Here is a 26,835-nt window from a genome sequence, read left to right as displayed (position 1 = left end):
TTTTATATTTTACCATTAAAGTGTGACGAATCAGACTCTTTTGTCACCTCACTTTCTGCTAAAATTGGATTCCCCCTTCGCTTTTTGTATGGTATGATAACTTTTAGAATAGAATGAGAAGGACGAGGTGGAAACGTGCGATATATTATTGCCTTTATTTGGACGTTCCTTTTATCACATATGGCATGCTACTTGGTTGCAAGCATGAACAGCGTTACGTATAATTTCAAAACATCATCTGTCATTGCTGTTGTACTGTATGTCTTAATCATGGTTTTAGCAGAAATCATGCCTATGAACAAAAATGCAAGCCAGCATTAAAAAGCCAAAAACCCAAAACATTTATTGTTTTGGGTTTTTTAGTGGTCACGGCTTTCTTTTGTAGGTCCACAGCCGGTTGTGGTTTGATGTTTCGGGAAACATTTCCCCTGCTGACAGATGGACCTTTTGAGGGTTTTTAACCATGCTCCCTGTCTCGCCAATTTCTACGTAGACACCGTTATTAGGCGCTTTCTGTCCGGGCCGGAATTGGTGCTGCTGTCCCACTGTTTTTCCTCCTTTTCCTTTTTGCTGTAGTATGCGCCTAAGCGGCTGTGAATATGTTGCCATCAAAAAAACTGCTGAGTTTGGCTCAGCAGTTTTTTGATGATTCCCCTTTATATAAAATGGCCTTCAGCAGTGCTTTTTGCACATGAAGACGGTTTTCCGCCTGCTGGAACACTGCAGAGTTCGGCCCGTCAATAATCTCCGCAGTCACTTCTTCCTCACGATGCGCAGGGAGACAATGTAAAAATGTATAGTCAGGCTTGGCATGGCTGACAAGCGCCGCATTCACCTGATAAGGCGCAAAGACAGCAAGACGTTCTTGCTCTTCCGCTTCCTGCCCCATGCTTGTAAACACATCAGAATAAATCACGTCCGCGTCTTTTACAGCTTCAATCGGATCATCTGTCAGCGTGATAGAAGAGCCGGATTGAAGTGCATATGTTTTTGCCGCTTCAGCTGCTTCATCTAACACTTCATATCCCTTTGGCGAAGCGATCGAGATATCACAGCCCATTTTCGCGCAGCCGATCATCAAGGAGTGCGCCACGTTATTTCCGTCACCGATGTATGCGACTTTTATGCCTTTAAGCTTCCCTTTTATCTCCTTAATCGTCAAGAGATCCGCCAGCGCCTGGCATGGGTGGTATTTATCGGTAAGTCCATTGATCACCGGAATGTCAGCTTCTTTGGCAAGTTCCTCCACCTTTTCATGTTCAAAGGTCCGGATCATGATGGCATCCACATAGCCTGACAGCACTTTTGCCGTATCAGCGACAGTCTCACCGCGCCCCAGCTGCAGATCTTTCTGGCTTAGAAAGAGGGCGTTCCCGCCGAGCTGCGCCATGCCCGCTTCAAATGAAACACGTGTCCGCGTTGATGATTTTTCAAAAATCATCGCCAAGGTTTTGCCATGGAATATAGGCTGAATTTTGTTTTGTTTCAGCTCACCGGCCTCTGCGAGCAAGGCGTTTATATCCTCTTCACTAAGGTCCTTTAACGTTAATAAATCTTTTCCGTATAAACTGGTTTGCGTCACTGTGTGCATGATGCCACTTCCTTTTTATAGAGGTCTTTGAGAGATACAGGCTGCGGATGGCCTGAACCGCTTTGTAAAAACGCCCGCACAGTTTCTTCTTCTGTAAAGACGGGGATGCCGTGCGTCATGGCTTCCAAACGTTCTTTGCATGCTTCTTCAGAACCGCTCAGATTAATGTGGAGCGATTTCCCTTCCTGTTCCATCCATGAGGCAAATGTTCCTTCATGTATTGTAAAACCTGCGTTTTCTGCTAACTCCTTCACATCTTCCGGAACGTTTTGCAAATAAATGCTGCCTTTTTGACTCCAGACTCTTGTATAGATTTTTTTCAAGGCACTGTTAGCATCATACGCGACACACATGCCTTCTCCCGTTGATTTCATTTCCGGCCCAAGCTTGACATCCACATCTTGGATCGCATGAGAAGAAAAAACAGGGAACTTCACGGCAACTCCATGATGATTTTGAACTGCCGGATTTAGATCTTTTAAGGACGCTCCCGCCAGCAGTCGTGTGGCGAGCGGAATCATCGGAACGCCCATTACTTTGCTGACGACAGGAACCGTGCGGCTCGCTCTCGGATTCACTTCAAGAACTAGTATGTTTCCATTGTCGATCACAAATTGAATGTTCATGATGCCTTTAAATGAAAGTTTTCGGGCAATTTTTTGTGCCGCATCTTTCATGCCCTGCTGCAGCCCGCTCGTGATGGACGGTCCCGGAAGAATGGCAAAGCTGTCCCCCGAATGGACACCCGCCCGTTCAATATGCTCGGTATATGTCGGGATAAAGACATCCTCGCCGTCGGAAATCAAATCAATTTCGACTTCCTTTCCAGACACATACTGATCAATTAAAATCGGGTATGGCATGCTGTCCTCATCATTCAGCAGCTGAGAAAGCTGGGCTTGCGAGTCAACAATGATCATGCCCATTCCGCCGATAACGTAAGATGGGCGGATTAACACCGGATAGCCGATCTCACTCGCTTTTGAAGCGGCTTCTTCTTTTGTATAAGCAATTTCTCCTTTTGCGTGCTTCAATCCCAACTCATCAAGAAGCTGATAGAATTGATCCCGATCCTCTAACACATCGAGCGTTTCAAACGAAGTGCCGAGAAGGGTAATGCCGGCTTTTTCGAGTGCTTCAGCAGCATTGATTGCAGTTTGGCCGCCGAATTGCACGATTGCAAAATCAATATTCTCCTGCTCCGCCACGTTTACAATATGCTCCGTTGTCATCGGTTCAAAATACAGGCGATCCGCAATTTCATAATCGGTGCTGACCGTTTCCGGGTTATTGTTAATCATGATGGTTTCGAACCCAAGCTCTTGCAGTGTCAGCACGCCGTGAACCGCACTGTAATCAAATTCAACGCCTTGGCCGATCCGAATCGGGCCTGATCCGATAATGAGCGCGCGTTTTTTCTCTTTGCGGCTGATGTCTCCATCGGTTTCTCCGAAATATGTGGAGTAAAAATAGTTTGTTTTCGCATCAAACTCAGCCGCGCATGTATCGACAATTTTGAAGGAAGGTGTAATGCCCATCTCCTTGCGAAGCGCGCGCACCTCTACCTCTGTTTTGCCGATCAGTGAGGCAATCGTTGCGTCTGAGAATCCCTTTTCCTTTGCTTTTTTCAATAATTCAAAAGAGAGATCACTCCCTGCTTCCATCAGGCGGTTTTCCAATTTGATGATGTTGTTAAAGGTATGCAGGAAAAACGGATCAATTTTTGTTTTCGCATGAATGTCATCAATCGTCACGCTGCGGCTCAACAGCTCCATGACAACGAAAAATCTGCGGTCATCCGGAGTGATTGCCAAATCCCATAGCGTATCAATTGACAACCCGCTGAGCTCTGGAAGGTGTGTTCCGATATTTTTTAACTCAAGGGACGCGGCTGCCTTCTGTATCGCCGCTTCTAAATTCCGCTCAATCGCCATCACTTCACCGGTGGCTTTCATTTTTGTGCCAAGCTTGCGGTCTGCGTTTTTGAATTTATCAAACGGCCAGCGCGGAAATTTGACGATCACATAGTCCAGTGCCGGTTCAAAGCTTGCGTAAGTCGAGCCTGTGAGCGGATTTTTCAGCTCGTCAAGGGTGTATCCGACTGCCAGTTTCGCGGCCATCTTCGCAATCGGATAACCGGTCGCTTTAGATGCGAGAGCCGATGACCGGCTTACACGCGGATTCACTTCAATGACGTAATATTGCTTGCTGAATGGATCAAGCGCGAATTGAATGTTGCAGCCGCCTACAACATCAAGTGCTGAGATGATCGTCAGACTTGCTGTCCGCAGCATTTGATAGTCTTCGTCTGTCAATGTTTGTGACGGCGCCACAACGATAGAGTCACCTGTATGCACGCCGACCGGATCGATATTTTCCATATTGCAGACGGTAATGCATGTGTTATTGCTGTCACGCATGACTTCATATTCAATTTCTTTAAAGCCGGCAATGCTTTTTTCGACAAGGCATTGATTGATCGGGCTTGCTAATAGCGCCTGTTTAATCATAGCTGTAAAGGCTTCTTTATCAGGGGCGATTCCTCCGCCCTTTCCGCCTAATGTGTAAGCCGGTCTGATAATAACAGGAAAACCGATGGATTCCGCAAAATGGAGGGCATCGGCCTCGTTATCAACAATTTCACTCTCCGGCACGGGCTGTTTTAATTCATTCATTAACGAACGGAATTTTTCCCGGTCCTCTCCTTTTTGTATCGTTTCAACGGATGTGCCGAGGAGTTTGACGCCGTGCTCTTTTAAAACACCCGTTTCGTCAAGCTCCACCGCTAAATTCAACGCGGTCTGACCGCCTAAATTGGCAAGAAGCCCATCAGGCCGTTCTTTCTTAATGATGGCTGTCAGGCTTTCTGCTGTCAGAGGCTCAAAATAAATTTCATCAGCGAAGGCTTCATCAGTCATAATTGTCGCCGGATTGCTGTTGACGAGAATGACCCGGTAGCCCTCCTCCTTCAGCGCGATGCACCCTTGAGTGCCTGAATAATCAAATTCTGCCGCCTGCCCGATGATGATCGGGCCTGAGCCGATTACTAATATGCTTGAAATACTGGTGTCTTTAGGCATGCGCGATTTCTCTCCTTGCTGGTATCACATTCTTTAGATAATCATCAAAAATCCATTCGCTTTCCGCAGGTCCGGGATGGGCTTCCGGGTGGAATTGAACACTCATGACAGGCAGTTTTTTATGGGCAAGCCCTTCAACTGACGTATCATTGACATGATGAAACCTGATGGTGAGCTCTTCTTCATTAATCGACTGTTCATCAACCACATAGCTGTGGTTTTGGCTTGTCATAAAGACCCGTTTCGTCTCACGGTCGATGACCGGATGATTAGCTCCCCTGTGCCCGAATGGCAGCTTAAAAGTATTCCCTCCAAACGCGAGCGCGATCAGCTGATGTCCGAGACAAATGCCTAGAGTCGGAAAGCGGCTGATGATGCTTTTGATCTTTCCTAAATATGGATGGATTGCTTTCGGATCTCCAGGTCCGTTCGATAGCACAATGCCATCGGGTTTGATGTTGTATACGGCCTCCATTTGCTGGTATGGCACCACGGTAACCTTGCAGCCTCGTTTGACAAGTGATGATGCGATTGACTTTTTATAGCCAAAATCAATGAGAGCGATATGTTTATTCCCGTCGCCAAATGTGCTGATTTCCTGGGCGGAAGCCTGCTCTGCCACATTCTCTGGTTGAAGGGCAATCTCAGCTCCTTCTTTAGAGGCTGTGACTGTCGCACCCATCGTCCCGTTTGCCCGGATTTTCTTCACGACAGCCCTCGTATCAACATGGGTTAACAGCGGAATGTTCCATTTCTGTAGATACTCCTTGAGGCTGTATACCGCTTCATAATGAGAAAAGTGATCACACGCCTCATAGACAACCGCGGCTTTTACTTGCGGTTTCTTGCTTTCAAAATCCTTTTCATTTATGCCGTAGTTGCCAATCAGCGGGTAGGTAAATACAATAATCTGTCCCTTATATGATGGATCTGTCAGCACTTCCTGGTAGCCTGTCATTCCTGTGAAAAAAACAGCTTCTCCCGTACAGTTTTCATGACCGTCCAGCTCGCCGCTGAACGATGTCCCATCTTCTAACACTAAATAACCTTCCATCTAACAGCCCACCTCTTGATGAATAATTAATTATAAAAATGAATTTTTATGCCTTTATATCGAAAAAAAATCACTGGTTTACAGCGGAATGATGAGCGATTGCCTGTTTCAGCTTGCTGACGGCTTCTGCTATTTCATCCTTAGTCACGGTGAGCGGCGGCAGCAGCCGAATCACGTTCGGGCCGGCCGGCAATACAAGCAAGCCTAATGTCTGCAATTCAGAAATAATGTCAGCAACCGGGCCATCACACTCAATTCCAAGCATTAATCCTTTACCGCGGATTTGTTTAACAAAAGGGCTCTTTAGCTCTGCCTCAAGCTGTTCTTTTAAAAACGCCCCTTTGTCAGCAGCCTCTTGCAGAAAGTCAGGCTGGAATACAATTTGCAATGTGGCATTCACAGCAGCCATCGCCAGCATGTTTCCTCCGAAAGTCGTTCCGTGAGAACCAGGGGTAAACGCTTCTCCAAGCTGTTTCTTTCCGATGACAGCGCCGACCGGAAAGCCGTTTCCCAATCCTTTGGCGACTGTAATGATATCCGGTGAGAGTCCGAAGTGCTCATATGCAAAGCCTTTTCCCGTCCGTCCGATGCCGGTCTGAATTTCATCAATAATGAGAAGAGCTTGCTTTTCCTTGCAAAACGACTGTACGGCTGATAAAAATTCAGCGATCGCCGGATTGACTCCTCCTTCTCCCTGCACTGTTTCAAGCATCACCGCGGCAATATCGCCTTCCTCCCCAAGAGCTTTAAAAGCAGAAGGATCATTGTATGGCAGGTAGTGAAAGCCTTCAAGCATCGGGCCGAAGCCTGTTTTGATTTTATCCTGTCCGGTCGCAGCCATCCCTGCATACGTGCGGCCATGGAACGACTGAAGAAAAGTGATGATTTTTGTTTTTCCAGTTGCTTTTCTGGCAAGCTTTATCGCACCTTCATTCGCCTCCGCGCCGCTGTTGCAGAAAAAGACAAGATCTCCCGCACTATGCGCTGCCAGCTTCTGCGCCGCTTGCTCTTGGATACTGTTTTGAAACAGGTTGGATACGTGCCATACGCTGTCAAGCTGTTTTTTGACTGCCTCTGTCACCGCTTCATGGCAGTGTCCTAGATTTGATACCGCAATCCCCTGAATGAAATCAAGGTACGTTTTGCCGTTTTGATCCTCAACGTACGTTCCCTTTGCTTTTTTGATGTCAATATCCCAACGGCCGTAGGTTTGAAACAAGCTGCTCATGAAACAGCCTCCTTTGCTTTGACGATTTTTGTCCCTTGAAAGGTTTGTTCTGCGAAGAATGATCCTTTTCCGTTTACGATCATGACTTCAGACACCTGATCTGATAAAGCTGACAAGGCTGAATTGACCTTCGGGATCATCCCTCCTGTGATCACTTCCTGCTTGATCAGCATCTGAATCTCCTTAGGGGTCAGGACGTCCAGACGCTGCTTTTCCTTCATGATTCCATCGACATCCGTGACGAACATCAGCTTATCGGCTTCAAGCGCTCCGGCGACTGCTGAAGCAGCCAGATCAGCATTTACATTCAGCGTTTTGCAGTCGCTTGTCATAGACAGCGGCGCAATAACGGGGATGATGCCATTTTCCATCAGCGCGTTCACCATGGACGCATCGACTTTTTTGATTTCTCCCACTTCTCCGTATGTTTCCGGATCTAGATAATCAGCCTCCAAAAGACCTCCATCCTTACCAGAAATGCCTGCGGCTCGCAGTCCGTGTTTGGCAAGCTCAGCAACGAAAAATTTATTGACAGAACCGGATAAAACCATTTCCGCCACTTCCAGCACCGGCTTCGTTGTTTTCCTCTGTCCGCCCGAAAACTCTGTCTTGATATTTAACCGTTTCAGCATATTCGTGATTTCCGGTCCCCCGCCATGTACGATCGCCAGCTTCCAGCCTGACGCCATCAGCTCTTTCAGATTTTGAAAAAATTCCTCCGACAGCTCACGGATGACGCTTCCCCCGCATTTAAAAACGATTGTTTTCTTCATTTCGCTCCCCTTTATTACGTGCGATAGCTCGCGTTAATTTTGATATAGTCATAGGTCAGGTCACAGCCCCACGCTCTCCCGTTTCCGTCCCCTTCATCCATCTTGATGACAATGGTGATTTCATCTCCTTCAAGGTATTCCTTGGCGAGAGATTCAGAGAATGGCTGAGGCTCGTTATTCTTAAACAGGCATTGGCCGCCAAGATAAACCTCTACTTCTTCTGCCGTCACTTGAGCTGCGGAGTGTCCAATGGCTCCGATGATCCGCCCCCAGTTGGCATCTGTTCCGTATACTGCCGTTTTCACGAGACTTGAGCCGACAATCTTTTTGGCAATGACGTTTGCATCAAGATTGTTTTTCGCTCCCTGTACTTGTGCTTCAATTAGTTTTGTCGCGCCTTCTCCGTCTCTGGCAATCTCTTTAGCCAGATCCTCACAAGTGAGCAAGAGCGCTTTTTTAAAGACCGGCCAGTCTGGGTGGTCTTCTGTCAGGCACTCGTTTTCGGCGCAGCCATTCGCCATAACTAATACCATATCGTTCGTGGATGTTTCTCCGTCAACTGTGATTTGGTTAAATGAAACGTCAGTGATTTCCCGAAGCGCCTTTTGCAGCGCTTTTTCTTCGATTGCCGCGTCAGTTGTCACAAATCCCAGCATCGTGGCCATGTTCGGGTGTATCATCCCTGAGCCTTTGGCCGCTCCGCCGATCGTGACTGTTTTGCCGCCGATTGCCAGTTCATAGCACGTCTGCTTGATCACCGTATCAGTTGTTAAAATGGCTTCCTCAAAATCGCCTGATCCCGCAGGTGTTTCTTTCAGCAGTTCGATCCCCGCGTGGATTTTTTCCATGTCTAAATGCTCGCCGATGACACCCGTTGATGAAACAGCGACAAGCTCCGGCTCAATGCCAAGCTGTGAAGCAAAGCTCTCCCGCATTGTGTATGCGTCCTTTAGGCCTTGTTCTCCCGTGCAGGCATTGGCAATGGCACTGTTGACGATAATGGCTTTCAGTGTCGGTCCGTGCTTTAAGCTGTCTTGTGTCACTTTGATCGGAGCAGCCTGAAAGTGGCTTTGGGTATAAACTGCTGCGCTCACAGCCGGTGTCTCGCTGATAATGACGCCGAGGTCTTTTTTCGAGTAGCGCAGCCCGCAATGCACACCCTTTGCCTGAAACCCTTTTGGCGAGGATACATCACCTGTTACTTTTACAATTTGATCTTCACTTAACTGAATCATGGTTCGATTCTCTCCCGTTCTATGGATAAATTGGCGTGATGGTGAGTCCAGTTTCTTCATTCCAGCCATTCATCAAATTAAAGTTTTGCACTGCCTGACCGGCGGCACCCTTCATTAAATTATCGATTACCGAGACGATCGTGACTCTGTTCGTTCTCTCATCGAGGGTCACGGCGATATCACAGAAATTGCTGCCGTACACTTCTTTCGTTTGCGGGTACTGACCTTTTGGCCTCACTCTCACAAAATATGAATCTTGGTAAAATTCCGAATATAAATCATGCAGGTCATCTGCTGATAGATCACAGGTTAATCTGGTATACATCGTCGCCATAATGCCCCTTGTCATCGGAACCAAGTGAGCCGAAAATGTAATGGGCCCGAGGCCTGGCTGCCATTCATTCAGCGCCTGCTCAATTTCCGGCGTGTGCTGATGTTCATTGACTTTGTAAATTTTAAAATTGTCGTTCAGCTCAGAAAAATGGGTTCCCATGGATGCTTTTCTTCCCGCTCCGGAAACACCCGTCTTCGCGTCAACGATAACGAAAGATTCATCGAGCAGTTTCTTTTGAGCCAATGGCGCGAGGCCAAGCAAAACAGCTGTTGGAAAACAGCCTGGATTGGCAATGAGTTTCGCCTGTTGAATTTGCTGTTGATTCAGTTCTGCCAGACCGTATACCGCCTCTTGAATCACCGCCTTCGGTGCCGCTGTCCGTTTATACCATTTTTCATATTCAGCCGGATCTTGTATCCTCAGATCACCTGACAGATCAATAACCGGAATTCCCGCTTCTGCCAGCTTTGGAGTCAATTCACTTGATACTCCGGGCGGCGCAGCGAGAAACATGATATCTATTTCGTGTTTGATCGTATTCATATCAATCGGCTTCAGCTGCTGATCCGCTAAGCCGGTAAGATGAGGATAACCCTCGCTATAGACATTCCCTTCTCCGCTGGATGAATAAAGCATGCATTCCTCTGCATGAGGATGATGCGAAAGAATCCTGACAAGTTCGGTGCCTCCATATCCTGTAGCACCTACAATTCCTATTTTCAAAACAAGTTCACCCTCTTGGTCTTTGTGAAATTATTTAACATTATAACATGAATAAAAATTAATTCAATCGTATATTTAATATTTTTATTCATTTATAAATTTTCTGTTCAATGGAAATTCCGCTCAAAAAAATCAGCATGACTTCAGCACAAAAACGTTGATGCGGCGCCGCATTTCAGCCGCATAAAAAAACAGGCTGACCGCGTCACCCTGTTTTCATCATCATCAATCCACTCAAAAAATATAGAATAGAGCTTGCATAAAAAATCATTTGCACTGTAAAAAAGTCAGCGAGAAAGCCCCCGAGCATAATGGCTGCTGCTGAAAAGACAGCTGTCCAAAAATGGTAATTTCCAATCTTCTTTCCACGCTCTCCGCTGTCTGTAAAATTAGCGATCAGCACTTTTTCTCCATGCTTTTGCATCGCTCCAAAGAGCCCTAACAGCACTTGGACGATGTACACTTGAACGACGCTTCCGATATGCGGGACATATAAAAGCAGAACAGCCATCCCCCACGAGTTCAGAAGCAGAAAATAACGGCTGTCAAACCTTTCAGACAGCCGTCCGAGGAGCGGGTAAATGAGCGCTCCGCTCAACCCGAACAATCCGTAGGAAAAACCGAACTGTGTGTAGCTTGAGCCGATATTTTTCACAAACAGAATATAAAACGGAAAGATTAAGCTGCTTGCGAAAAACACGCTGCTTTGTGATAATGTCAGCCATTTTAATTTGTTTTTCCCCATTATTTATACCTCTGATAAAAGTAATTCATAAAGCGTTCATCCGGGTCATAGGTTCGTTTTTTCTGAAAAAACGCTTCACTTTTCGGATATGCCTGTCTCATTTGCGCTTTTGTCTGGTAGGTCATATAAGGCAGATAATAGCTGCCGCCGTGCTTGATGGCAACGTCTGTCATGTGCCTGATGATTCGGGCAGTATCTGCCTGGTCTTCTTTTGAAAAGCCCTCGTTTATTAATAGTACGAGCGAAAACATATCGTCCTTCGCATAGGAAAGGTCGGCCTTTTCATTTTTCTGCACGTAGCGGATCGTAATGTTCAGCAGGTTCAGATCTTCGTCCGACAGCGTTTGTCTCAGGTCATCAATATAGGACCCATACTCCTTCACGGGCACAAAGTATTCTTGCAAAACATCTGTGTTGTCATTGTTTTCATACTCAAGAAACTTTGATTCGGACCGCATGACGTTATTGCGTGAAATCTCTGTGCCGTTTTGGCTCAGGAAATAGGATTGCTGTGTGTCCCACAGCCAATTCCTCCCCCATTCATACCGTCTTGACAAGCCGAGTGCAAACTTTGTGGCTCCCGTATACTCGTCTTCTTTAAGTTCGCTGTATGAGGACAGCTGATCCTGATGATTAGCCAATACGTAATTCGTGACATACATGTCTTTCAGAAATCCTTTTTTCGCTGTTGAAATTCGCGCCAGATGCATTCGGACATCTGGATTTCCTTTTACATGCTTTGAAAAATAGTCTGAGTATGTGCTGTAATTCATTTTTTCTGTCTTCATGACATACAGCTCATCATCTGTCAGCTCAAGCGTTACATCAAGAATCACGCCAAAAAGACCGTACCCTCCGATGACCGCCGTAAACAAATCATCTTTTGGAGTGACAGTGATAATCGTCCCGTCAGCTTTTAAAAGCCGAAATGATTTGACTGTATCAATCAGCGAGCCGTAGCGAATATCACGTCCGTGTGCATTTGCGCTGAGAGATCCGCCGATTGTAAAAATGTTTTGTGACTGCATGACTTTTACCGCGAGTCCGTATGGATTCACGTATTTCTGGATATCATTCCACGTTGCACCGCTTTGCACCCTGATGGTTTTCTTCTCTTGATCGAGTGACAGGATTTTGTTGTAGCCCGTCATGTCGAGAACGATGCCGTCCTCATAATATGTATGGCCGCCCATGGAGTGCTGGGCTCCGGCGATTGAAATTTTTATGTTTTTTCGATTTGCCTCTTTGACTGTGTCAATGAGCGTTTCCTCTTCCTGCCCTTTCACTGTCTGCTTTATTTTTACAGGCATCAGGCGGCTGACATCCGTCATCTCGCTTGTGTCTGTTTTTTGCTCTGGGTTCACAGAGTACGCAAACAGTGCCGCATACGCGCCAGTACAAAGCGCGAATGCAAGCAATTTCTTTTTCATAGTGCTCTCCCTGCTGTTTTTTATGACTATTATACCATGACTGCGTCCTCATTTTTCCAAATTATCTTCTTGCCCGTTTTTCGGCACGGCGGTCGGCGACGATAAAGCAGGCGTGAATCGCGCCCGGCAGCCAAAAGATACAGGTCAATATGAGATTCAGCAAGGCCTGAAACGGTTTTCCCGAAAACAAAACAGCAAGCGGCGGGCATAAAACTGCCAGCAGGTACATCATTTCCTTTCACTCCTTTCAGCTGTAAAAAAGGACAGCCTCACATATCAGGCTGTCCTCTTTTGTTTTATTGAATGCCAAGCGCAATTTTTGCGTATCTGGACATTTTATCCCTAGTCCAAGGCGGATTCCATACAATGTGAACCTCTGTGTCTTTCACCTCAGGAAGGTCCGCTAATGCTTTTTTCACCTCATCCACGATAATCGGCGCTAAAGGGCATCCCATTGATGTCAGTGTCATCGTCACGTGCGTTAAGCCGTCTTCATCCATGTCAACGTCGTATACCAAACCAAGGTTCACGATATCAACGCCAAGCTCAGGATCGACAACCTGTTCCAGGGCGCCCATGATGTTTTCTTTTAATGCTTCTTCCACGTTCCCTCACTCCTTTTTTCTACAGTATAACGTAAATTCAGCTCTTGTTAATAACTTCGTGCTTTATAAGTACGTTTCAAACCATTCAATCGTTTTTAACACAGCTGCCCGCGGGACTTTATGGTCAGCGTTTTCATCTCCGATAAATTGCAGGCGTTCCGGCTGCTCGCTGTATTGGGATTTGATCGTGTCATAAAATTTCCGGGTCGGCGCGTAAGGCACGACCTTATCTTTTGCACCATGCCAAAATAAAAGCGGGCGCTGTTGCAGTTTCTCCGGCTGAAGGCTGAGATCCCGCAATTCGAGACGTTTCATCAGCTGCTGTACCTTCTCTTCCGGCACATCGATTTCAATGCCCTGAGATTGAATATGGTCAATCTGCTGCTGAAACAGCTCCACGTAATTGGGGCTTCCCATCAGGCTGACGCCGGCTTTTATCCAATCATACGCAGTCAAAGCGCCAAGCGTTGTGATGCCGCCCATTGACGTGCCTGCGAGACCGATGCGGCCGCCGTCTATCAGGCCCTCTTTTTCAAAATGGTTTTTAAGTACGCCGATCTCTTCAATCTCGTTTAGGACGATATCCCAAAAATGCCCCGCCAGCTCTTCGACAGCCATTTCTTCTCCCCGTTCCCCATGGTGCAAAGCCTCCGGCAGAACGGCTCTAAAACCCTTCTCCGCAAGCAGATAAGCAATATGAAGGTTGTGTTCCTTCGCGCTTGTAAAACCATGGATAAAGATCACAAGAGGAACAGCGCGGTGCCTGTTCTCTTCCTTTACAATATGTAAAAACGGAATACCGGAAACGGTTTGATTCTCAATTTGTATCACAATGTGCCCCTCCTTAGGATAACCATAATCATAAGTGTAACATGTAGACAATAAAGATGGTAAAAAGCTACACTGTAAGTAAGGCAAAACAAGCAAAATCTAAGGTTAAAGGAGCTTTTCATGGAGACAAAACCCTATTTAATCGCATTAGATTTAGATGGAACATTATTAAAGGATGATAAAACCATATCTGAAAACACCCTTCAGACGATACAGCGCCTAAAAGATGACGGGCATCATGTCTGCATCTCAACAGGCCGTCCGTATCGTTCAAGTTCCATGTACTACCAGCAGATGGAGCTGACAACGCCAATTGTCAATTTTAACGGAGCATTTGTCCATCATCCGCAAGACGACAGCTGGGGACGGTATCATACGTCGCTGCCGCTTGATGTTGTCAAACAGCTCGTGGATATCAGCGAGAGCTACAACGTACATAACGTGCTTGCTGAAGTCATTGATGACGTATACTTTCATTACCATGATGAGCACCTGATTGATGCCTTTAACATGAACACAACAAATGTAACGGTCGGAGACTTGCGGGAAAATCTCGGTGAAGATGTGACGTCCGTACTCATACATGCAAAGGAAGAGGATGTGCCGGCAATACGCTCATATTTATCGGATGTGCATGCCGAGGTGATCGACCATAGAAGATGGGCCGCTCCGTGGCATGTCATTGAAATTATCAAAAGCGGCATGAATAAAGCGGTCGGCCTGCAGAAAATCAGCGATTATTACGGCGTGCCTAGGGAGCGGATCATTGCTTTTGGAGATGAGGATAACGATTTGGAAATGCTTGAATTTGCAGGCTGCGGCGTTGCAATGGGAAATGGAATTGACGCGGTCAAGCAGATTGCCAACCGAACTACGGCCACAAATGAAGAGGACGGCGTGGCAAGGTTTTTGAAAGAATATTTCTCACTTTAAAGAAGGTCCGTATTAATTTTTCCCACTCATAAACCTTACTTTCCCCCACCATACTATTGAAGACGACTCATCTCGTCAAAGTATGGAAGGGGGCAGTCTCAAAATGGGTAAACGAAGCAAATCCAGAAGGTTTATTCAGCAGGGTAAAGACTCCATCGGGCTACACGCCGCAAGATTTCCATATCGGTCTACTTTAGAAGAAGCTCACCAGCATGCCGCGGCACGAGACTCGGCTGAAAGGCAGTATGAATATTAAATGAGAAATGAACTATTTCAGCAGGCAAAATCATTTGTTCAACAGGCGGTCATGGTGACAAACGGCTTTGAGGAAGGCGATCAGGAGCAAGCGATTCTGAGAGCCAAAAATGCTGTATCTTCTGCGTATGCCAATTCGACAGATGCGGAACGTCAACAGTTGCATCAATTTCAAAATCAGCTGGACAAACTGCAATAAAAAAAGGCTATGGCGACTCGCCATAGCCTCTTATTTGACTTCAAACTGCTGAACAGCCTGAACCTGCTTGAGATTTTCCGCCCTGCCCTTAAATGTCACCTTGACCTCATAGGTTCCGGGCTCAGGGACTTCCTTCCACACATCAGAGAAATCATATGTTTCTCCAGATTCAAGCGTCAGGTTTTGAAAAGCCTGCGTAAACATTTTGTCTTTCGAATAACGGTATCTTTCTTTGTGCTCAGAATCATACACGACAAGTTCAAATTTTTGCCCTGTGCTGAATTGAAACTCAATAGCACGTTCGCTTTGGTTCTTCAGCGACATGTTAAACTTGATTTGTTCAGGCTCCTGAATTGCGTCAATAGATAAAACAACCTCTTGATTCTCCATTCCGCCTGATACCTCCTTATCGGGTTCTGTCTGCTCATCTTTCCCGCAGCCTATCAAAAGCAGCACGGGGAGGAGCATCACAAGCAGCCGTTTCACGACTTCCACCTGCTTTCGTCAGTCTTTTCTAAAGAAACCAAAAATCCCTGTCGTTTGAACGATGTTCGTAAATGCTTTTGGATCAACTTCTTTGACGATCTTTTCTAAATCGTACAGTTCATACCTCGTGATGACGATAATCATCATTTCTTTCTGTTCGTTCGTAAAAGCTCCTTTTGCCGGAACAGTTGTGATGCCGCGCACCATTTTTCCGTAAATGGCTTCCTTGATTTCGTCCGCTTTTTTCGTCACAATCATTGCCGTAAGCTTCATGTGGCGAGTGTGAATGGCGTCGATCACCCTCGTTGTCACATATAGTGTAACCAGGGTATATAATGCTTTCTCCCAACCTTGCAATAATCCTGCCGTCAAGATGATAATCCCGTTCAGAATGAAGAAATACGTGCCGACGGGTTTATCCTTCCACTTTGCAAGTACCATGGCGACGATATCAAGCCCGCCTGTCGAAGCTCCGTATTTTAATGTTAAGCCGATACCGACTGCGGAAATGACGCCGCCGAACACCGCGTTCAGCAAAATGTCATGTGACAGGCTTGTTTCCGGCAGGATCCCCATAAACAGAGTAGTGAGTGCGACACTTAAAATGCTGTACACTGTAAACGATTTGCCGACCTTCAGCCATCCTAAAATACCGACCGGAATGTTTAAGAGGAACAAGAGCGTTCCCGTCGATATGTAAAAGGGGGCATATTGATCAACGACGCTTGATAAAAGCTGGGCAACACCTGTAAATCCGCTGGCATATACATCTGCAGGTATCAAAAATAAGTTCAGCCCGGCAGCATTGAGTAAAGCGCCGATGATGACGATGAGTAATTTTTTTGTTTGATCTAGTACCATGGCATGTTCCTCCGCTCTTTCTTCTTTATTATGTTTTCCCTTAAAACAAATATTTGAACACGATTTTGGCAAATTAATATGATATAGTTGGCTTAACTCTCATGATAACGAGCGATAACGGAAAGAAGGGAAGCAATATGACAGTTCATCTCATCGCTGACAGCGCCACTGATTTGCCTCGTTCTTATTTTGAAGAAAAAGGCATTGGCTTTATTCCGCTCAGGGTTTCTCTCGGCGATAAAGAATTCGAAGATGCAGTCACAATTCATGCGGATCAAATATTTGAAGCGATGCAAAATGGAGAAACGCCTAAGACGTCCCAAGCCTCACCGCAAACGATTAAAAATGTGTTTTTGCAATATGCCGAAACAGGTGATCCCGCTCTTTACATTGCCTTTTCCTCAGGTCTCTCCGGCACGTATCAGACAGCTGTAATGATCGCCAATGAAGTGAAGGAGGAATTCCCCGATTTCGATTTGCGGGTCATTGATTCCAAATGCGCTTCATTAGGATACGGTCTGGCTGTCCGGCATGCTGCCGATCTCTGTATCAACGGGAATACAATACAAGAAATTGAAACGTCTGTAAAGAACTTTTGCAGCCAGCTTGAACACATTTTTACCGTTGATGATTTAACATATCTCGCGAGGGGCGGCCGGATATCCAAAACGTCCGCTTTTGTCGGCGGCCTGTTGAATATTAAACCGCTGCTTCAGATGGAGGACGGCAAGCTTGTGCCTCTGGAAAAAATCCGCGGACAGAAGAAACTTTTCAAACGGATCATCGAGCTTATGAAAGAGCGCGGGGATGATTGGAGCGATCAAACCGTCGGGATCAGCTACGCCGCGAACAAAGAAAAAGCCACGGACATGAAACACCTGATTGAGGAAGCGTTCAAGCCGAAAGAAATTATTATGCATCCAATCAGTTCAGCAATCGGCTCGCATGCCGGTCCAGGTACATTGGCGATATTCTTTTTAAGAAAATGAGCAAACAAAAACAGTCAGACTCTGTGTCCTGACTGTTTTTGTTTGCTTATAGAATGCCGACAGCCTCATACGCCTTTTCGACTGAAGCTGATTGCTTCGAGCCTTCACCGTATAAATCATTGGCAGCTTCAATCGCCGCTTGCTTCATCATGCTGAAATCTGTAGATGCCGTTACATAATATGTTAAAGCCCGATAGTAAATTTGTTCACTTGCTTCACGCCCAATCCCTTCAACCTGTACACCGTGGTGCACGCCTCCTTCTGCAAGAAGATAAGCTGCTTTATTGTGAATGGACGAATTGATATGGACTCCGCCATAATCCTCTGTTCCTGTGTAGCGGTTCGAGTAATGATCTGGATTTCCCTGCTTAGATGGGTCCTCCAATGACCGCAATGAATCTCCTGCAATACCAGGAGTATAGACATCTTCGCCGATCTCCCAATCATCACGGTCAGCCATCGCGCCCATAATGTCAGAAATGGACTCATTTAATGCACCGGGTTCTCCTTGATATAAAAGACCGGCGGAATACTGTGTGACTGCGTGTGTGATTTCATGCGCGACAATGTCGAGCGATCCAGACAGCGGCTTAAATTTCGAACCGTCTCCATCCCCGTATACCATCTGGACACCGTTCCACGCAGCATTGTTCCATTGTTTGCCGACATGCACGGTAGACGTAATCCTTGCTCCGTTTTGATCAAAAGAATCACGGCCAAATGTCTTGCTGTAATAATCGTAAACGGCTTGCGCATTTGCGTGTGCGTCTACAGCCGCAGGTTCATAAAATACGGACGTGCCGCTGACTATTTCTTTGCCAGTATACCCGATTAGTTGAGACAAAAGCGTAAACAAGGTTTCGTTCAGGTTCTTCGCGTCAAATGTATTGATCCCTTTTCCCCTTGTTTCGTCAGCCAAATAAAAGCGCCCATTTTGTTCTGTGACGTCAAAGCTTTTTTCATCACCTGATACGCCGATTCCTGTACCTGCCGCTTCATGAATGGCATTAAAGGACTCAATGACCTTTCCGTTTTTGGCATCGATGAAATAATGCCAATAGCCAGGATCAGGTTCAGATGTCGAGAGTCTCACAAGGTAGGCGAGATCATATTCACCGTCGTGTGGATAGATATATAATTCGCCTTTTGGTTCCCCATCAAGATATTCGATTTTTCCAATGGAAGCCTCGAGCTCACGCCTTGCTGTATGTATTGCTTTTTTCTCAGAAATAGACGGTGTGATGGAGACGTCCTTGATTTGCGGATGCACCTTTCCAAAGAAACTTTTCACTTGTTTGTTTTCCTTCATCGCGACCGCTTGTTCAAAGCCGTAAATCGGAATTCCTTTGTAAACCTCCGTTAATTTAAAAAACGTTTGTTTTGTTTTTGGATCCTTTATGGTTTTCGAAATGCGAAAATGACTGTTCGCATTCCCTTTGAGCTTAAACTGCGTTTGATGCTTGTCAAGATAGGAAAATAGCGATTCTTTCTGGGTTGTGTTTTGTACCGGCTTCTGCGATGACTTTTCGATGATGTATGAAGGGGTTTGATACGTATGGTCGTATTTGATGCTTTGATCAGCTGAGGCATGTGTTACAAAAACCATTTGGGCCGCCGTACATAAGCCGGCCAGTAATAGAGATGTCTTGGTCAGGTTGCGCAAAACACCACATCCTTCCTATTTTGGAATCTACCATTTTTCTTCATCCTATCAAAAATACAAAAACTTGTATGTGGTGCTTCGTTCTTATTTTCCCAAAAAAGAAGGGCGGAGATACTTCGCTCTGCCCTTCTTTTTCTACTCTACTAATTTTTTATTGACATAAATAATAACCCCTGCTCCATATGCCAGTATAAGCGGAGGTATGAGCTGCTCCTGACCTTGAAATGAGATAAAACTATTCAGCAAAATGAACAAACCGGAATTCAAGAAAAAGTAGCCTGCTATTCTGGCCAGCCGGTCTTTATCCCGTATACGCGCCTCGTTAAACCCAGCCAGCATCCAGGTTTGTTTTTTGATTCCGACAAAATAGGCAACCACAAAGAATAAAAGCGCGATGACAATTAATAGATAATTGATGCTGATTTCCATCTTACAGCCTCCTACAAGATTACTTGATGTTAAGAAAAAGAAAAAAAGCGGCGCAGCTTACTGCAATCAGCAGCAGGACGACAAGCGCATTGAGGAACGGGCTCAAAAGAAGCAGCACTGCTAAAAACAGCAGATAAACCGCACCGACTCGCGAAATCGTAACAATCTCCTTTTGAGAGCGCATTTTGTTTTTTCTGACACCTGCAAACATCATCAATTTTTTCCGCTTCCATACATATCCGGCGAGCACCATTAAATAAACAGCCAGCGGCAGATGTCTGAAGTCGGACGGCAGCAGCGGCAGGGCGATAATCGTGACAATGAGAAGGACCGAAAGCCAGCTTTTGCCCAATAAAGACCTCCTCCTTTTCGTCTCTCCCCCATCACCCATCATCAATTCGGCAAGCTCCTTCGGATGAGAAAATTCAGATTCAACAGCTTTCTGCAGTTCCTCTTCACTAAGGCCGGCTTTGATTCTGTCTTGAACGAAAGCGGTGATATGCCCCTTTAATTCGTCGATAGCGTTTTCTCTCTCTACATCAGGCATATTCGCCAGCTCTGCATTTAGTTCCTCCATGTATCGGTCAATGATAAGCTGTCCATTCATAGCAAATCCCCCGATAAAGACAGTAAGGCTTGATGGGTTTCCAGGTATTTCTCCAGCCGTTCTTTTAACATTTCTTCTCCTTTTTGTGTCATTTTGTAATACTTTCTTTTCGGGCCGTCCAGTGAATCTTCCCAAAAAAATTCGATCCATCCCTTCTCGGTCATACGTTTCAAAATCGGATAAATCGCTCCCTCTGAAATAGCCAGCGCCGAGGTGGTTTTTAAGGATGACGTCAGCTCATAACCGTACATCGGTTTAGAACGCAGAAGGGATAGGATGGCCAGCTCGAAAATCCCTTTTCGAAATTGAACAATCCAGCGGTCATTAACTTGATTCGTTTTCATGGTTTAAATATATCGAAAAAACCACTATATATCAATCACATATAGCAGTGTAAAATGTCCTGTTTTTCCTTTTAACAAAAATGGAATTTCTCATACTTTTTAACCTTTTTATTACATAAATGTTTTTATATTATGAAAAGTGTAAAAACGATTCTTCAGGTTAAAAGGAGCAGTCGAATGCAGAAATCGATATCATTTTTTGTCATTTTTTCAATCCTTTGGGGTTCGCTATTTCTGTTTTCTATTATTGGCAGCTTAGGGACAACCCCGATTCCGCTGACAAAGGACTCCAAATTTCTCATGTCCAGCATCCTCCCTCAGGGCTGGGGCTTTTTTAGCAAAAATCCGCGTGATACTGCAATCGGCTTATATGAGGCTGAAAATGCCAGCGCCAAGGTCAGATGGCCCAATATGAGGGCTGACAACCTATTCGGCCTGTATCGGTATGGGCGGTCACAAGGCGTTGAAATGGGCGTGATCTACAGCCAAGTCGGCAAGGAACAGTGGACAGCATGTAAAGAAAAGGACCTCGGTGCATGCAAAAGCAAAGCCAAAACCGTGCAATTAAAAACACCCGCTCCCCGCCCGCTGCTTTGTGGCAGCTACTATTTGACGAAAGAGGATATTGTTCCTTGGAGCTATTCTAAATACACCCCTTCGTCTTATCAGGTAAAAAGCATAGTCAAGGTTGTGATTTCATGCTCGAAAACATAAAACAGACCATCACCAGATGGGACGAAAGAAACCCGTGGACAAATGTATACGGCCTCGCGCGAAGCATCATTGCGCTATCCAGCCTGCTGACGCTGCTCATCAATCACCCGAGCCTCATTATGAAGCCAGCCAGCGGTATCAGCAGCTATCCAGCTTGTAAAATGAATCTCAGTCTCTTTTGCCTTGGTGAAAATAACTATATGATGTTAAATCTTTTCAGATGGGTCTGCATTGCCATTCTGGTGCTTGTTGTCATTGGCTGGCGCCCCAGAATCACCGGGGTTCTGCATTGGTATGTCAGTTACAGCCTGCAGTCATCGCTGATCGTCATCGACGGAGGCGAGCAGGCAGCCGCCGTCATGACCTTTTTATTGCTTCCCATCACGCTGACCGATCCGAGAAAATGGCATTGGAGCACGAGACCTATAGAGGGCAAAAGAACACTTGGAAAAATAACAGCTTTTATTTCTTATTTTGTGATCAGAATCCAAGTGGCGGTACTTTATTTTCACTCTACCGTCGCTAAGCTGTCTCAGCAGGAATGGGTGGACGGAACGGCCGTCTATTATTTTGCCCAGGAAAAAACCATTGGCTTCAACGGCTTTTTTCAGGCGTTAACGAAGCCAATTGTAACAAGTCCGTTCGTGGTGATTCCGACATGGGGGACGTTGCTGGTTCAAATTGTCATCTTCGCGGCGCTGTTTGCGCCGAAGAAGCATTGGAGATTGATTTTGATCATCGCTGTTTTTATGCATGAGATTTTTGCAGTCATGCTGGGCCTCATCAGTTTTTCGATTATCATGGCCGGCATTTTGATATTGTATCTCACTCCTATCGATTCCACGATTCAATTTACATATATTCGCAGACTGTTGTGGAATAAAAAACACAAGAAGGGAGAGGTTTCAGTTTGAAGAAGGCGTTTCTAGTTTTTTTGTCGGTTGTATTGGTGACGACTGTGTTTTTGGTGAAGCAGCAAGAAAGTGTGGCACAGGCAAAGCAGCTTGAGTATTCAGGTGAGGAAATTTTTAAAGGCTTTGTGTTTGCCCAAGGGGAAGTTGGCAAACAGCTTCCAGAGGTCTTTAATAAAGCGATGACAGACAAACTCAACACAAAACAGGCAAAGGCTTTTGCCAATCAGGTTGTCGCTGATATTAAAAAAGAGGATGCTGACTTTTTTGATAACCTGAAGAAAGCTGTTTACAGCAAAGATGCATTGAAAGTAGATGAACTGCTGAAAAAAGCAGGTCAAATCGTTGAAGAAAAAGTAGAAGCTGCAAAGGAAATCGCCGCTTCCAAGGATGATACATCCAGAGTTCAGGCCGAGCTTGTCAACACTGTTGATACCGCTAACTATTTCTATTATGTTTCTTATGTTGCTGCAGCAGGTGCCCTGATTCTGATCATTCTCGCCATTGATATTACGCCGATTGCGATTTCAGACAATGTGGATCGCGAAATGGCAATCAGAACACTGGTTGATGAATTAAACTAGACATAAAAAAACGGCTCGCTCCGCAGTCTGCTGCAGGCGAGCCGTTTTCATGCTATTTTTTCTCGTATGTCCATCCATTTTCCTGATACACTTTTCCGTTTTTCATCAAATGGCCCAGCGCGCGTTTAAAGGCGGCTTTGCTCATATTAAAACGTTCTCTGATATCGTCAGGCTGGCTTTTGTCACTGTACGGCATGGCACCGTTTCTCGTTCTCATATACGTTAGAATGCACTCAGCATCAACTGACATTGCATCCTGTTTTCTTGGAAGCAGCGACAAGTTGACTGAACCGTCTTCTTTCACTTGAATCACCCGGCCTGTGACTCTTGAACCGAGTCTTGGCTCCTCTTTTCTTTCTGACGGGTGAATAAAACAGCGGATACCGTCATCCGTGATCACGAATGAACCCGATGCGATCAGCCTGTACACCGTACCTGTCAGCTCTTTATTCATCAGATCTTCTGAAGCGTCGGTAAACAGTTCGCTGATGATATCTTCCGGCGCTGGTTTCGCAAACATGCGCCCCCGGTTCGTCACCTTCAGCATACAGTAAAGTTTGTCCCCTTTTTGCGGCCAGACATCTTCGTACGGCGGCAAATGCTCAGTTGCGACTAGTGCGTCCTTCGATAAACCGACATCAACGAAAACGCCCATATCTTCCACTTTATCCACCACTTCAACCCAGCCATATTCATCCGCGCTGATGACCGGAATTTTCATCGTGGCCGCAAGCCTTTCCTGCTGGTCTACGTATATAAAGACTTCTACTTCGTCTCTGTCCTCGATATCCTCAGTCATTTCACTGTTATGTAAGAGAATCGTATCTTCCCCATCGGTTAAAAAGTAACCGAAGTCGGTTTGGTGATCTATACTCAAGGTTAATTGCTGCCCTGGTCTCATGCTATCGTCCTTCCTGTTCCGCTTATTCTCTGCGGATTTTGTTAACATTTTTTCCAATCATCACAAATTGATTCTTTGTTCTGTTGGAAGTTTCTCTTTATTCTACTATAATCAACACATAAGTTAAATGTTATGGAGGTTTTCATATGGCAAAAGAAAGCTCATTTGATATTGTATCCAAGGTGGAATTGCCTGAAGTGCAAAACGCAATCCAAATCGCACTGAAGGAAATCAGTACCCGATACGACTTTAAAGGCAGCAAAAGTGACATTTCTTTAGATAAAGAGGAGCTGGTCCTCGTTTCTGATGACGACTTCAAATTAAGCCAGCTGAAAGATGTGCTGGTCAGCAAATTGATTAAACGAAACGTACCGACAAAAAACATTGAGTACGGCAAGGTTGAAAACGCGTCAGGCGGAACGGTGCGCCAGCGTGCAAAGCTTGTTCAAGGCATTGACAAGGACAACGCAAAAAAAATCAATACGATCATCAAAAACTCCGGACTGAAAGTAAAGTCTCAGGTGCAGGATGATCAAGTGCGTGTCACCGGAAAAAACAAAGATGACCTGCAGCAGATTATCTCAGCTGTGCGGGGAGCAGACCTGCCAATTGACGTTCAATTTATAAATTTCAGATAAATTTTCTGATTCCTATTGATTATTGTCTTTATTTTCGGTAAATTTGGAGAAAGGGAAAAACGCCAGGTATCTTTTGGCACTTCCTGACACGAAAATTTCATATCCGTTCTTATCAAGAGAAGCAGAGGGACTGGCCCGACGAAGCTTCAGCAACCGGTGTAATGGCGATCAGCCATGACCAAGGTGCTAAATCCAGCAAGCTCGAACAGCTTGGAAGATAAGAAGAGACAAAATCACTGACAAAGTCTTCTTCTTAAGAGGACTTTTTTTATTTCTCTTTTTTCCTTGCTGACGTGAATAAAGGAGGCAGACAATGGGACTTTTAGAAGATTTGCAAAGACAGGTGTTAATCGGTGACGGCGCCATGGGGACACTCCTCTACTCCTATGGCATTGACAGGTGTTTTGAGGAGCTCAATATTTCAAAGCCGGAGGAAATTCAGCGCATACATAAAGCGTATGTTGAAGCGGGAGCCAACATTATTCAAACGAATACGTACGGGGCCAACTATATTAAATTATCCAGACACGGTCTTGAGGATGACATCAAAAAAATGAATCAGGAGGCCGTAAAGATTGCGCGGGCTTCAGCAGGCGATGCATACGTGCTTGGAACGATGGGCGGCATACGGACATTTAATAAAAACGCGTACAGTCTTGACGAAATTAAGCGCAGCTTCCGCGAGCAGTTGTATCTGCTGCTGCATGAAGAGCCGGATGGCTTGCTGTTAGAAACATATTATGATTTGGAAGAAGCCCGTGAAGTGCTGAAAATCGCGCGCAAAGAGACTGATCTTCCGATTATGCTCAATGTCTCCATGCACGAGCAAGGCGTATTGCAGGACGGAACACCGCTTTCTGACGCATTGCGATCGATTGCGGATCTCGGGGCTGATATCGTCGGCATTAACTGCCGGCTCGGGCCTTATCACATGATTGAAGCGCTCAGCGAAGTGCCGATTTTTGATGACGTATTCTTATCCGTTTATCCGAACAGCAGTCTTCCTTCGCTTGAAGAGGGACGGCTCGTCTATGAAACAGACGACACGTATTTTCAAAACAGCGCGTCAGAATTCCGAAAGCAAGGCGCGCGGATTATCGGCGGCTGCTGCGGCACAACGCCGAATCACATCAGGGCGATGGCGGAAGCAGTTGGCGGGCTGGTTCCGATTACGGAAAAAGAAGTCAAAACCCGGGCCAAAGAATTCATTTCTGTTCATCACGAGCGAACCGAGCCCGGCCTGGATGAGATCGCAGCGAAAAAACGCTCTATTATCGTAGAGCTGGATCCGCCGAAAAAACTGAGCTTTGACAAATTTCTGTCCGCTGCTGCTGAATTAAAAGAAGCGGGAATCGATGCCCTGACACTCGCCGACAATTCTCTGGCGACCCCGCGGATCAGCAATGTTGCCTGCGGCGCTCTCATCAAGCAACAGCTCGATATGCGTTCCCTTGTCCATATTACGTGCCGTGACCGTAACATTATCGGCTTACAGTCACATTTAATGGGCCTTGATACGTTAGGGCTGAATGACGTGCTTGCTATTACAGGTGACCCTTCTAAAATCGGGGATTTTCCTGGTGCGACGTCTGTATATGATTTAACATCTTTTGATTTAATCAGGCTGATCAAACAATTCAATGAAGGTCTGTCTCTGTCTGGAAAACCGCTCGGCAAGAAAACGAATTTCTCAGTTGCCGCCGCATTTAATCCTAACGTCCGCCATCTGGATAAAGCGGTAAAACGGCTTGAGAAAAAAATAGATTGCGGCGCAGATTATTTTGTTTCTCAGCCTGTCTATTCCGAGCAGCAGCTTGTCGATATCCATAACGAAACAAAACATCTGAAGACGCCGATCTATATCGGCATCATGCCGCTGACAAGCAGCCGGAATGCCGAATTCATCCATAATGAAATTCCCGGCATTAAGCTGTCTGATACGATTCGAGAAAAAATGGCCCATGCCGGTGAAGATAAAGAAAAGCAAAAAGCGGAAGGCCTTGCAATTGCACGCTCCCTGCTGGATACGGCATGCGAGCTGTTTAACGGCATCTACTTGATAACGCCTTTCCTCAGATCTGACTTAACCGCTGAGCTCACTTCATATATTCAGCAAAAAGATGAGCAGCGCCAAAATATCTTTTTGCATTAATCCCTTAAAAGACTGTCTGATCCAATCGGGCGGTCTTTTTCAACGGGATTCGTGTTACGATATAGAAAAACAGTCATGAGGAGGAACATTATGCTCGAAGTCAAAACCATATCCGCGGAAGATACATATGAAATCCGGCACCGCATTCTGCGCCCCCATCAATCCATTGAACAATGCAAATATGAAGAGGATCATGCAAAAGGCTCCTTTCATCTCGGCGCGTTTTTTGAAGGGAAGCTGATCAGCATCGCTTCTTTTTCCCCGCAAAATCAGCCATTAATAACAGAATCCCCAGCATATCGGCTGAGAGGCATGGCAACGCTTGAAGGATATCGCGATCAAAAAGGCGGGAGCACGCTGATCAAACACGCGGAAGAGAAACTGGCAAAGAACGGCGTTCAGGCAGTCTGGTGCAATGCCAGAAGCCATGTGAAAGGCTACTATTCAAAGCTTGGGTGGGAAGTACTCGGCGAACCGTTTGAGATTCCCGGCATAGGCACTCATATCATCATGTATAAAAAACTCGAAACAAGCAGGTGA

General features: G+C 45.7%; 31 protein-coding genes and 1 riboswitch. Of the genes, 11 read left to right on the top strand and 20 right to left on the bottom strand.

Going from position 1 to position 26,835, the window contains the following annotated elements; translation table 11 throughout:
• Window positions 1–135: 135 nt before the first annotated feature.
• Window positions 136–321 carry a YjzD family protein gene (locus KXZ66_RS06065; protein WP_003245236.1) on the top strand — a complete coding sequence of 62 codons (186 nt, stop codon included), beginning with the start codon at window positions 136–138 and terminating at the stop codon, window positions 319–321.
• 45 nt (window positions 322–366) lie between these two features.
• Here the strand turns inward: KXZ66_RS06065 and KXZ66_RS06060 are convergent, their stop codons facing one another.
• The 13 genes from KXZ66_RS06060 to KXZ66_RS06000 form a co-directional block, all read right to left on the bottom strand.
• Complete coding sequence (locus KXZ66_RS06060; RefSeq protein WP_003245356.1) at window positions 367–546, bottom strand: YjzC family protein; 180 nt, start codon at window positions 544–546, stop codon at window positions 367–369.
• 85 nt (window positions 547–631) lie between these two features.
• Window positions 632–1,591: an ornithine carbamoyltransferase gene (argF, locus tag KXZ66_RS06055; RefSeq protein WP_038828321.1), complete on the bottom strand. Its 960-nt coding sequence runs from the start codon at window positions 1,589–1,591 to the stop codon at window positions 632–634.
• Complete coding sequence (locus tag KXZ66_RS06050; protein WP_219144849.1) at window positions 1,579–4,671, bottom strand: carbamoyl-phosphate synthase (glutamine-hydrolyzing) large subunit; 3,093 nt, start codon at window positions 4,669–4,671, stop codon at window positions 1,579–1,581. The genes argF and KXZ66_RS06050 overlap by 13 nt, the downstream gene beginning before the upstream one ends.
• Complete coding sequence (locus tag KXZ66_RS06045) at window positions 4,664–5,725, bottom strand: carbamoyl phosphate synthase small subunit (protein ID WP_021479562.1); 1,062 nt, start codon at window positions 5,723–5,725, stop codon at window positions 4,664–4,666. The genes KXZ66_RS06050 and KXZ66_RS06045 overlap by 8 nt, the downstream gene beginning before the upstream one ends.
• Before the next feature lie 70 nt (window positions 5,726–5,795).
• Window positions 5,796–6,953: an acetylornithine transaminase gene (locus KXZ66_RS06040; RefSeq protein WP_219144848.1), complete on the bottom strand. Its 1,158-nt coding sequence runs from the start codon at window positions 6,951–6,953 to the stop codon at window positions 5,796–5,798.
• The gene (argB, locus tag KXZ66_RS06035) at window positions 6,950–7,726 is read right to left on the bottom strand and encodes an acetylglutamate kinase (RefSeq protein ID WP_014476417.1); all 777 of its coding nucleotides are present in this window, start codon (window positions 7,724–7,726) and stop codon (window positions 6,950–6,952) included. The genes KXZ66_RS06040 and argB overlap by 4 nt, the downstream gene beginning before the upstream one ends.
• Before the next feature lie 14 nt (window positions 7,727–7,740).
• Complete coding sequence (gene argJ / locus KXZ66_RS06030) at window positions 7,741–8,961, bottom strand: bifunctional ornithine acetyltransferase/N-acetylglutamate synthase (RefSeq protein ID WP_049140717.1); 1,221 nt, start codon at window positions 8,959–8,961, stop codon at window positions 7,741–7,743.
• A gap of 19 nt (window positions 8,962–8,980) precedes the next feature.
• Window positions 8,981–10,018 (bottom strand): N-acetyl-gamma-glutamyl-phosphate reductase, encoded by a 1,038-nt coding sequence (gene argC, locus KXZ66_RS06025; protein ID WP_049140716.1) that lies wholly within the window; start codon window positions 10,016–10,018, stop codon window positions 8,981–8,983.
• Window positions 10,019–10,223: 205 nt separating this feature from the next.
• Window positions 10,224–10,763: an MFS transporter gene (locus KXZ66_RS06020; RefSeq protein ID WP_003232993.1), complete on the bottom strand. Its 540-nt coding sequence runs from the start codon at window positions 10,761–10,763 to the stop codon at window positions 10,224–10,226.
• On the bottom strand, window positions 10,763–12,193 hold the full coding sequence (locus KXZ66_RS06015; protein ID WP_049140715.1) for an FAD-binding oxidoreductase: 1,431 nt from the start codon (window positions 12,191–12,193) through the stop codon (window positions 10,763–10,765). The genes KXZ66_RS06020 and KXZ66_RS06015 overlap by 1 nt, the downstream gene beginning before the upstream one ends.
• Window positions 12,194–12,254: 61 nt before the next feature.
• On the bottom strand, window positions 12,255–12,425 hold the full coding sequence (locus KXZ66_RS06010) for a YqaE/Pmp3 family membrane protein (protein ID WP_003232996.1): 171 nt from the start codon (window positions 12,423–12,425) through the stop codon (window positions 12,255–12,257).
• A 64-nt stretch (window positions 12,426–12,489) separates the two neighbouring features.
• Complete coding sequence (locus tag KXZ66_RS06005; protein ID WP_014479422.1) at window positions 12,490–12,798, bottom strand: metal-sulfur cluster assembly factor; 309 nt, start codon at window positions 12,796–12,798, stop codon at window positions 12,490–12,492.
• A 63-nt stretch (window positions 12,799–12,861) separates the two neighbouring features.
• Window positions 12,862–13,629 carry a prolyl oligopeptidase family serine peptidase gene (locus KXZ66_RS06000; RefSeq protein WP_219144847.1) on the bottom strand — a complete coding sequence of 256 codons (768 nt, stop codon included), beginning with the start codon at window positions 13,627–13,629 and terminating at the stop codon, window positions 12,862–12,864.
• A 120-nt stretch (window positions 13,630–13,749) separates the two neighbouring features.
• Between KXZ66_RS06000 and yitU the strand changes: the two genes are divergently transcribed.
• From yitU to KXZ66_RS05985, 3 genes are all read left to right on the top strand, one after another.
• A complete protein-coding gene (yitU, locus tag KXZ66_RS05995) occupies window positions 13,750–14,562 on the top strand; it encodes a 5-amino-6-(5-phospho-D-ribitylamino)uracil phosphatase YitU (protein WP_021479570.1) in 813 nt (270 codons plus the stop codon).
• A gap of 103 nt (window positions 14,563–14,665) precedes the next feature.
• On the top strand, window positions 14,666–14,818 hold the full coding sequence (locus KXZ66_RS05990; protein WP_003245103.1) for a hypothetical protein: 153 nt from the start codon (window positions 14,666–14,668) through the stop codon (window positions 14,816–14,818).
• Window positions 14,819–15,016 (top strand): DUF3813 domain-containing protein, encoded by a 198-nt coding sequence (locus KXZ66_RS05985; RefSeq protein ID WP_003245613.1) that lies wholly within the window; start codon window positions 14,819–14,821, stop codon window positions 15,014–15,016. It begins immediately after the preceding gene.
• Between the two features lie 30 nt (window positions 15,017–15,046).
• On the opposite strand, the gene KXZ66_RS05980 is transcribed toward KXZ66_RS05985, so the two are convergent.
• Together KXZ66_RS05980 and KXZ66_RS05975 are read right to left on the bottom strand one after the other, a co-directional pair.
• Window positions 15,047–15,502 carry a BsuPI-related putative proteinase inhibitor gene (locus KXZ66_RS05980; protein ID WP_014479419.1) on the bottom strand — a complete coding sequence of 152 codons (456 nt, stop codon included), beginning with the start codon at window positions 15,500–15,502 and terminating at the stop codon, window positions 15,047–15,049.
• A gap of 18 nt (window positions 15,503–15,520) precedes the next feature.
• The gene (locus tag KXZ66_RS05975; RefSeq protein ID WP_003245017.1) at window positions 15,521–16,363 is read right to left on the bottom strand and encodes a YitT family protein; all 843 of its coding nucleotides are present in this window, start codon (window positions 16,361–16,363) and stop codon (window positions 15,521–15,523) included.
• A gap of 137 nt (window positions 16,364–16,500) precedes the next feature.
• Between KXZ66_RS05975 and KXZ66_RS05970 the strand changes: the two genes are divergently transcribed.
• Window positions 16,501–17,352, top strand: coding sequence for a DegV family protein (locus KXZ66_RS05970; RefSeq protein ID WP_014476410.1), 852 nt, complete (start codon window positions 16,501–16,503; stop codon window positions 17,350–17,352).
• Between the two features lie 46 nt (window positions 17,353–17,398).
• Here KXZ66_RS05970 and nprB read toward each other — a convergent pair whose 3' ends face one another.
• The 4 genes from nprB to KXZ66_RS05950 all read right to left on the bottom strand — a co-directional run bounded on the left by nprB (window position 17,399) and on the right by KXZ66_RS05950 (window position 20,395).
• On the bottom strand, window positions 17,399–19,015 hold the full coding sequence (nprB, locus tag KXZ66_RS05965) for a neutral protease NprB (RefSeq protein ID WP_038829207.1): 1,617 nt from the start codon (window positions 19,013–19,015) through the stop codon (window positions 17,399–17,401).
• 135 nt (window positions 19,016–19,150) lie between these two features.
• Complete coding sequence (locus KXZ66_RS05960) at window positions 19,151–19,444, bottom strand: DUF3784 domain-containing protein (protein WP_003233021.1); 294 nt, start codon at window positions 19,442–19,444, stop codon at window positions 19,151–19,153.
• A gap of 19 nt (window positions 19,445–19,463) precedes the next feature.
• The gene (locus KXZ66_RS05955) at window positions 19,464–20,051 is read right to left on the bottom strand and encodes an HAAS signaling domain-containing protein (RefSeq protein ID WP_038829206.1); all 588 of its coding nucleotides are present in this window, start codon (window positions 20,049–20,051) and stop codon (window positions 19,464–19,466) included.
• On the bottom strand, window positions 20,048–20,395 hold the full coding sequence (locus tag KXZ66_RS05950) for a PadR family transcriptional regulator (RefSeq protein ID WP_003245674.1): 348 nt from the start codon (window positions 20,393–20,395) through the stop codon (window positions 20,048–20,050). The genes KXZ66_RS05955 and KXZ66_RS05950 overlap by 4 nt, the downstream gene beginning before the upstream one ends.
• Window positions 20,396–20,572: 177 nt before the next feature.
• Between KXZ66_RS05950 and KXZ66_RS05945 the strand changes: the two genes are divergently transcribed.
• From KXZ66_RS05945 to KXZ66_RS05935, 3 genes are read left to right on the top strand one after another with little or no spacing between them, the layout of a single operon-like run.
• On the top strand, window positions 20,573–21,109 hold the full coding sequence (locus tag KXZ66_RS05945; protein ID WP_003245405.1) for an SdpA family antimicrobial peptide system protein: 537 nt from the start codon (window positions 20,573–20,575) through the stop codon (window positions 21,107–21,109).
• Complete coding sequence (locus tag KXZ66_RS05940; RefSeq protein WP_003233028.1) at window positions 21,094–22,023, top strand: sporulation-delaying protein SdpB family protein; 930 nt, start codon at window positions 21,094–21,096, stop codon at window positions 22,021–22,023. The genes KXZ66_RS05945 and KXZ66_RS05940 overlap by 16 nt, the downstream gene beginning before the upstream one ends.
• Window positions 22,020–22,604, top strand: a complete 585-nt coding sequence (locus KXZ66_RS05935) for a sporulation delaying protein family toxin (RefSeq protein ID WP_003244950.1) — start codon at window positions 22,020–22,022, stop codon at window positions 22,602–22,604. The genes KXZ66_RS05940 and KXZ66_RS05935 overlap by 4 nt, the downstream gene beginning before the upstream one ends.
• A 52-nt stretch (window positions 22,605–22,656) precedes the next feature.
• Here KXZ66_RS05935 and KXZ66_RS05930 read toward each other — a convergent pair whose 3' ends face one another.
• On the bottom strand, window positions 22,657–23,553 hold the full coding sequence (locus KXZ66_RS05930; RefSeq protein ID WP_072173900.1) for a CvfB family protein: 897 nt from the start codon (window positions 23,551–23,553) through the stop codon (window positions 22,657–22,659).
• A 98-nt stretch (window positions 23,554–23,651) separates the two neighbouring features.
• Between KXZ66_RS05930 and KXZ66_RS05925 the strand changes: the two genes are divergently transcribed.
• The 3 genes from KXZ66_RS05925 to KXZ66_RS05915 all read left to right on the top strand — a co-directional run bounded on the left by KXZ66_RS05925 (window position 23,652) and on the right by KXZ66_RS05915 (window position 26,835).
• Window positions 23,652–24,143, top strand: a complete 492-nt coding sequence (locus tag KXZ66_RS05925; protein WP_015715659.1) for a YajQ family cyclic di-GMP-binding protein — start codon at window positions 23,652–23,654, stop codon at window positions 24,141–24,143.
• A gap of 106 nt (window positions 24,144–24,249) precedes the next feature.
• Window positions 24,250–24,367: riboswitch (SAM riboswitch) on the top strand.
• 89 nt (window positions 24,368–24,456) lie between these two features.
• The gene (locus tag KXZ66_RS05920; RefSeq protein ID WP_103803890.1) at window positions 24,457–26,295 is read left to right on the top strand and encodes a bifunctional homocysteine S-methyltransferase/methylenetetrahydrofolate reductase; all 1,839 of its coding nucleotides are present in this window, start codon (window positions 24,457–24,459) and stop codon (window positions 26,293–26,295) included.
• Between the two features lie 90 nt (window positions 26,296–26,385).
• A complete protein-coding gene (locus tag KXZ66_RS05915; RefSeq protein ID WP_021479578.1) occupies window positions 26,386–26,835 on the top strand; it encodes a GNAT family N-acetyltransferase in 450 nt (149 codons plus the stop codon).

The organism is Bacillus sp. LJBS17 (genome assembly GCF_019334685.1).
Lineage (GTDB): Bacteria > Bacillota > Bacilli > Bacillales > Bacillaceae > Bacillus > Bacillus subtilis.
This window is presented reverse-complemented; position numbering and strand designations above follow the sequence as displayed.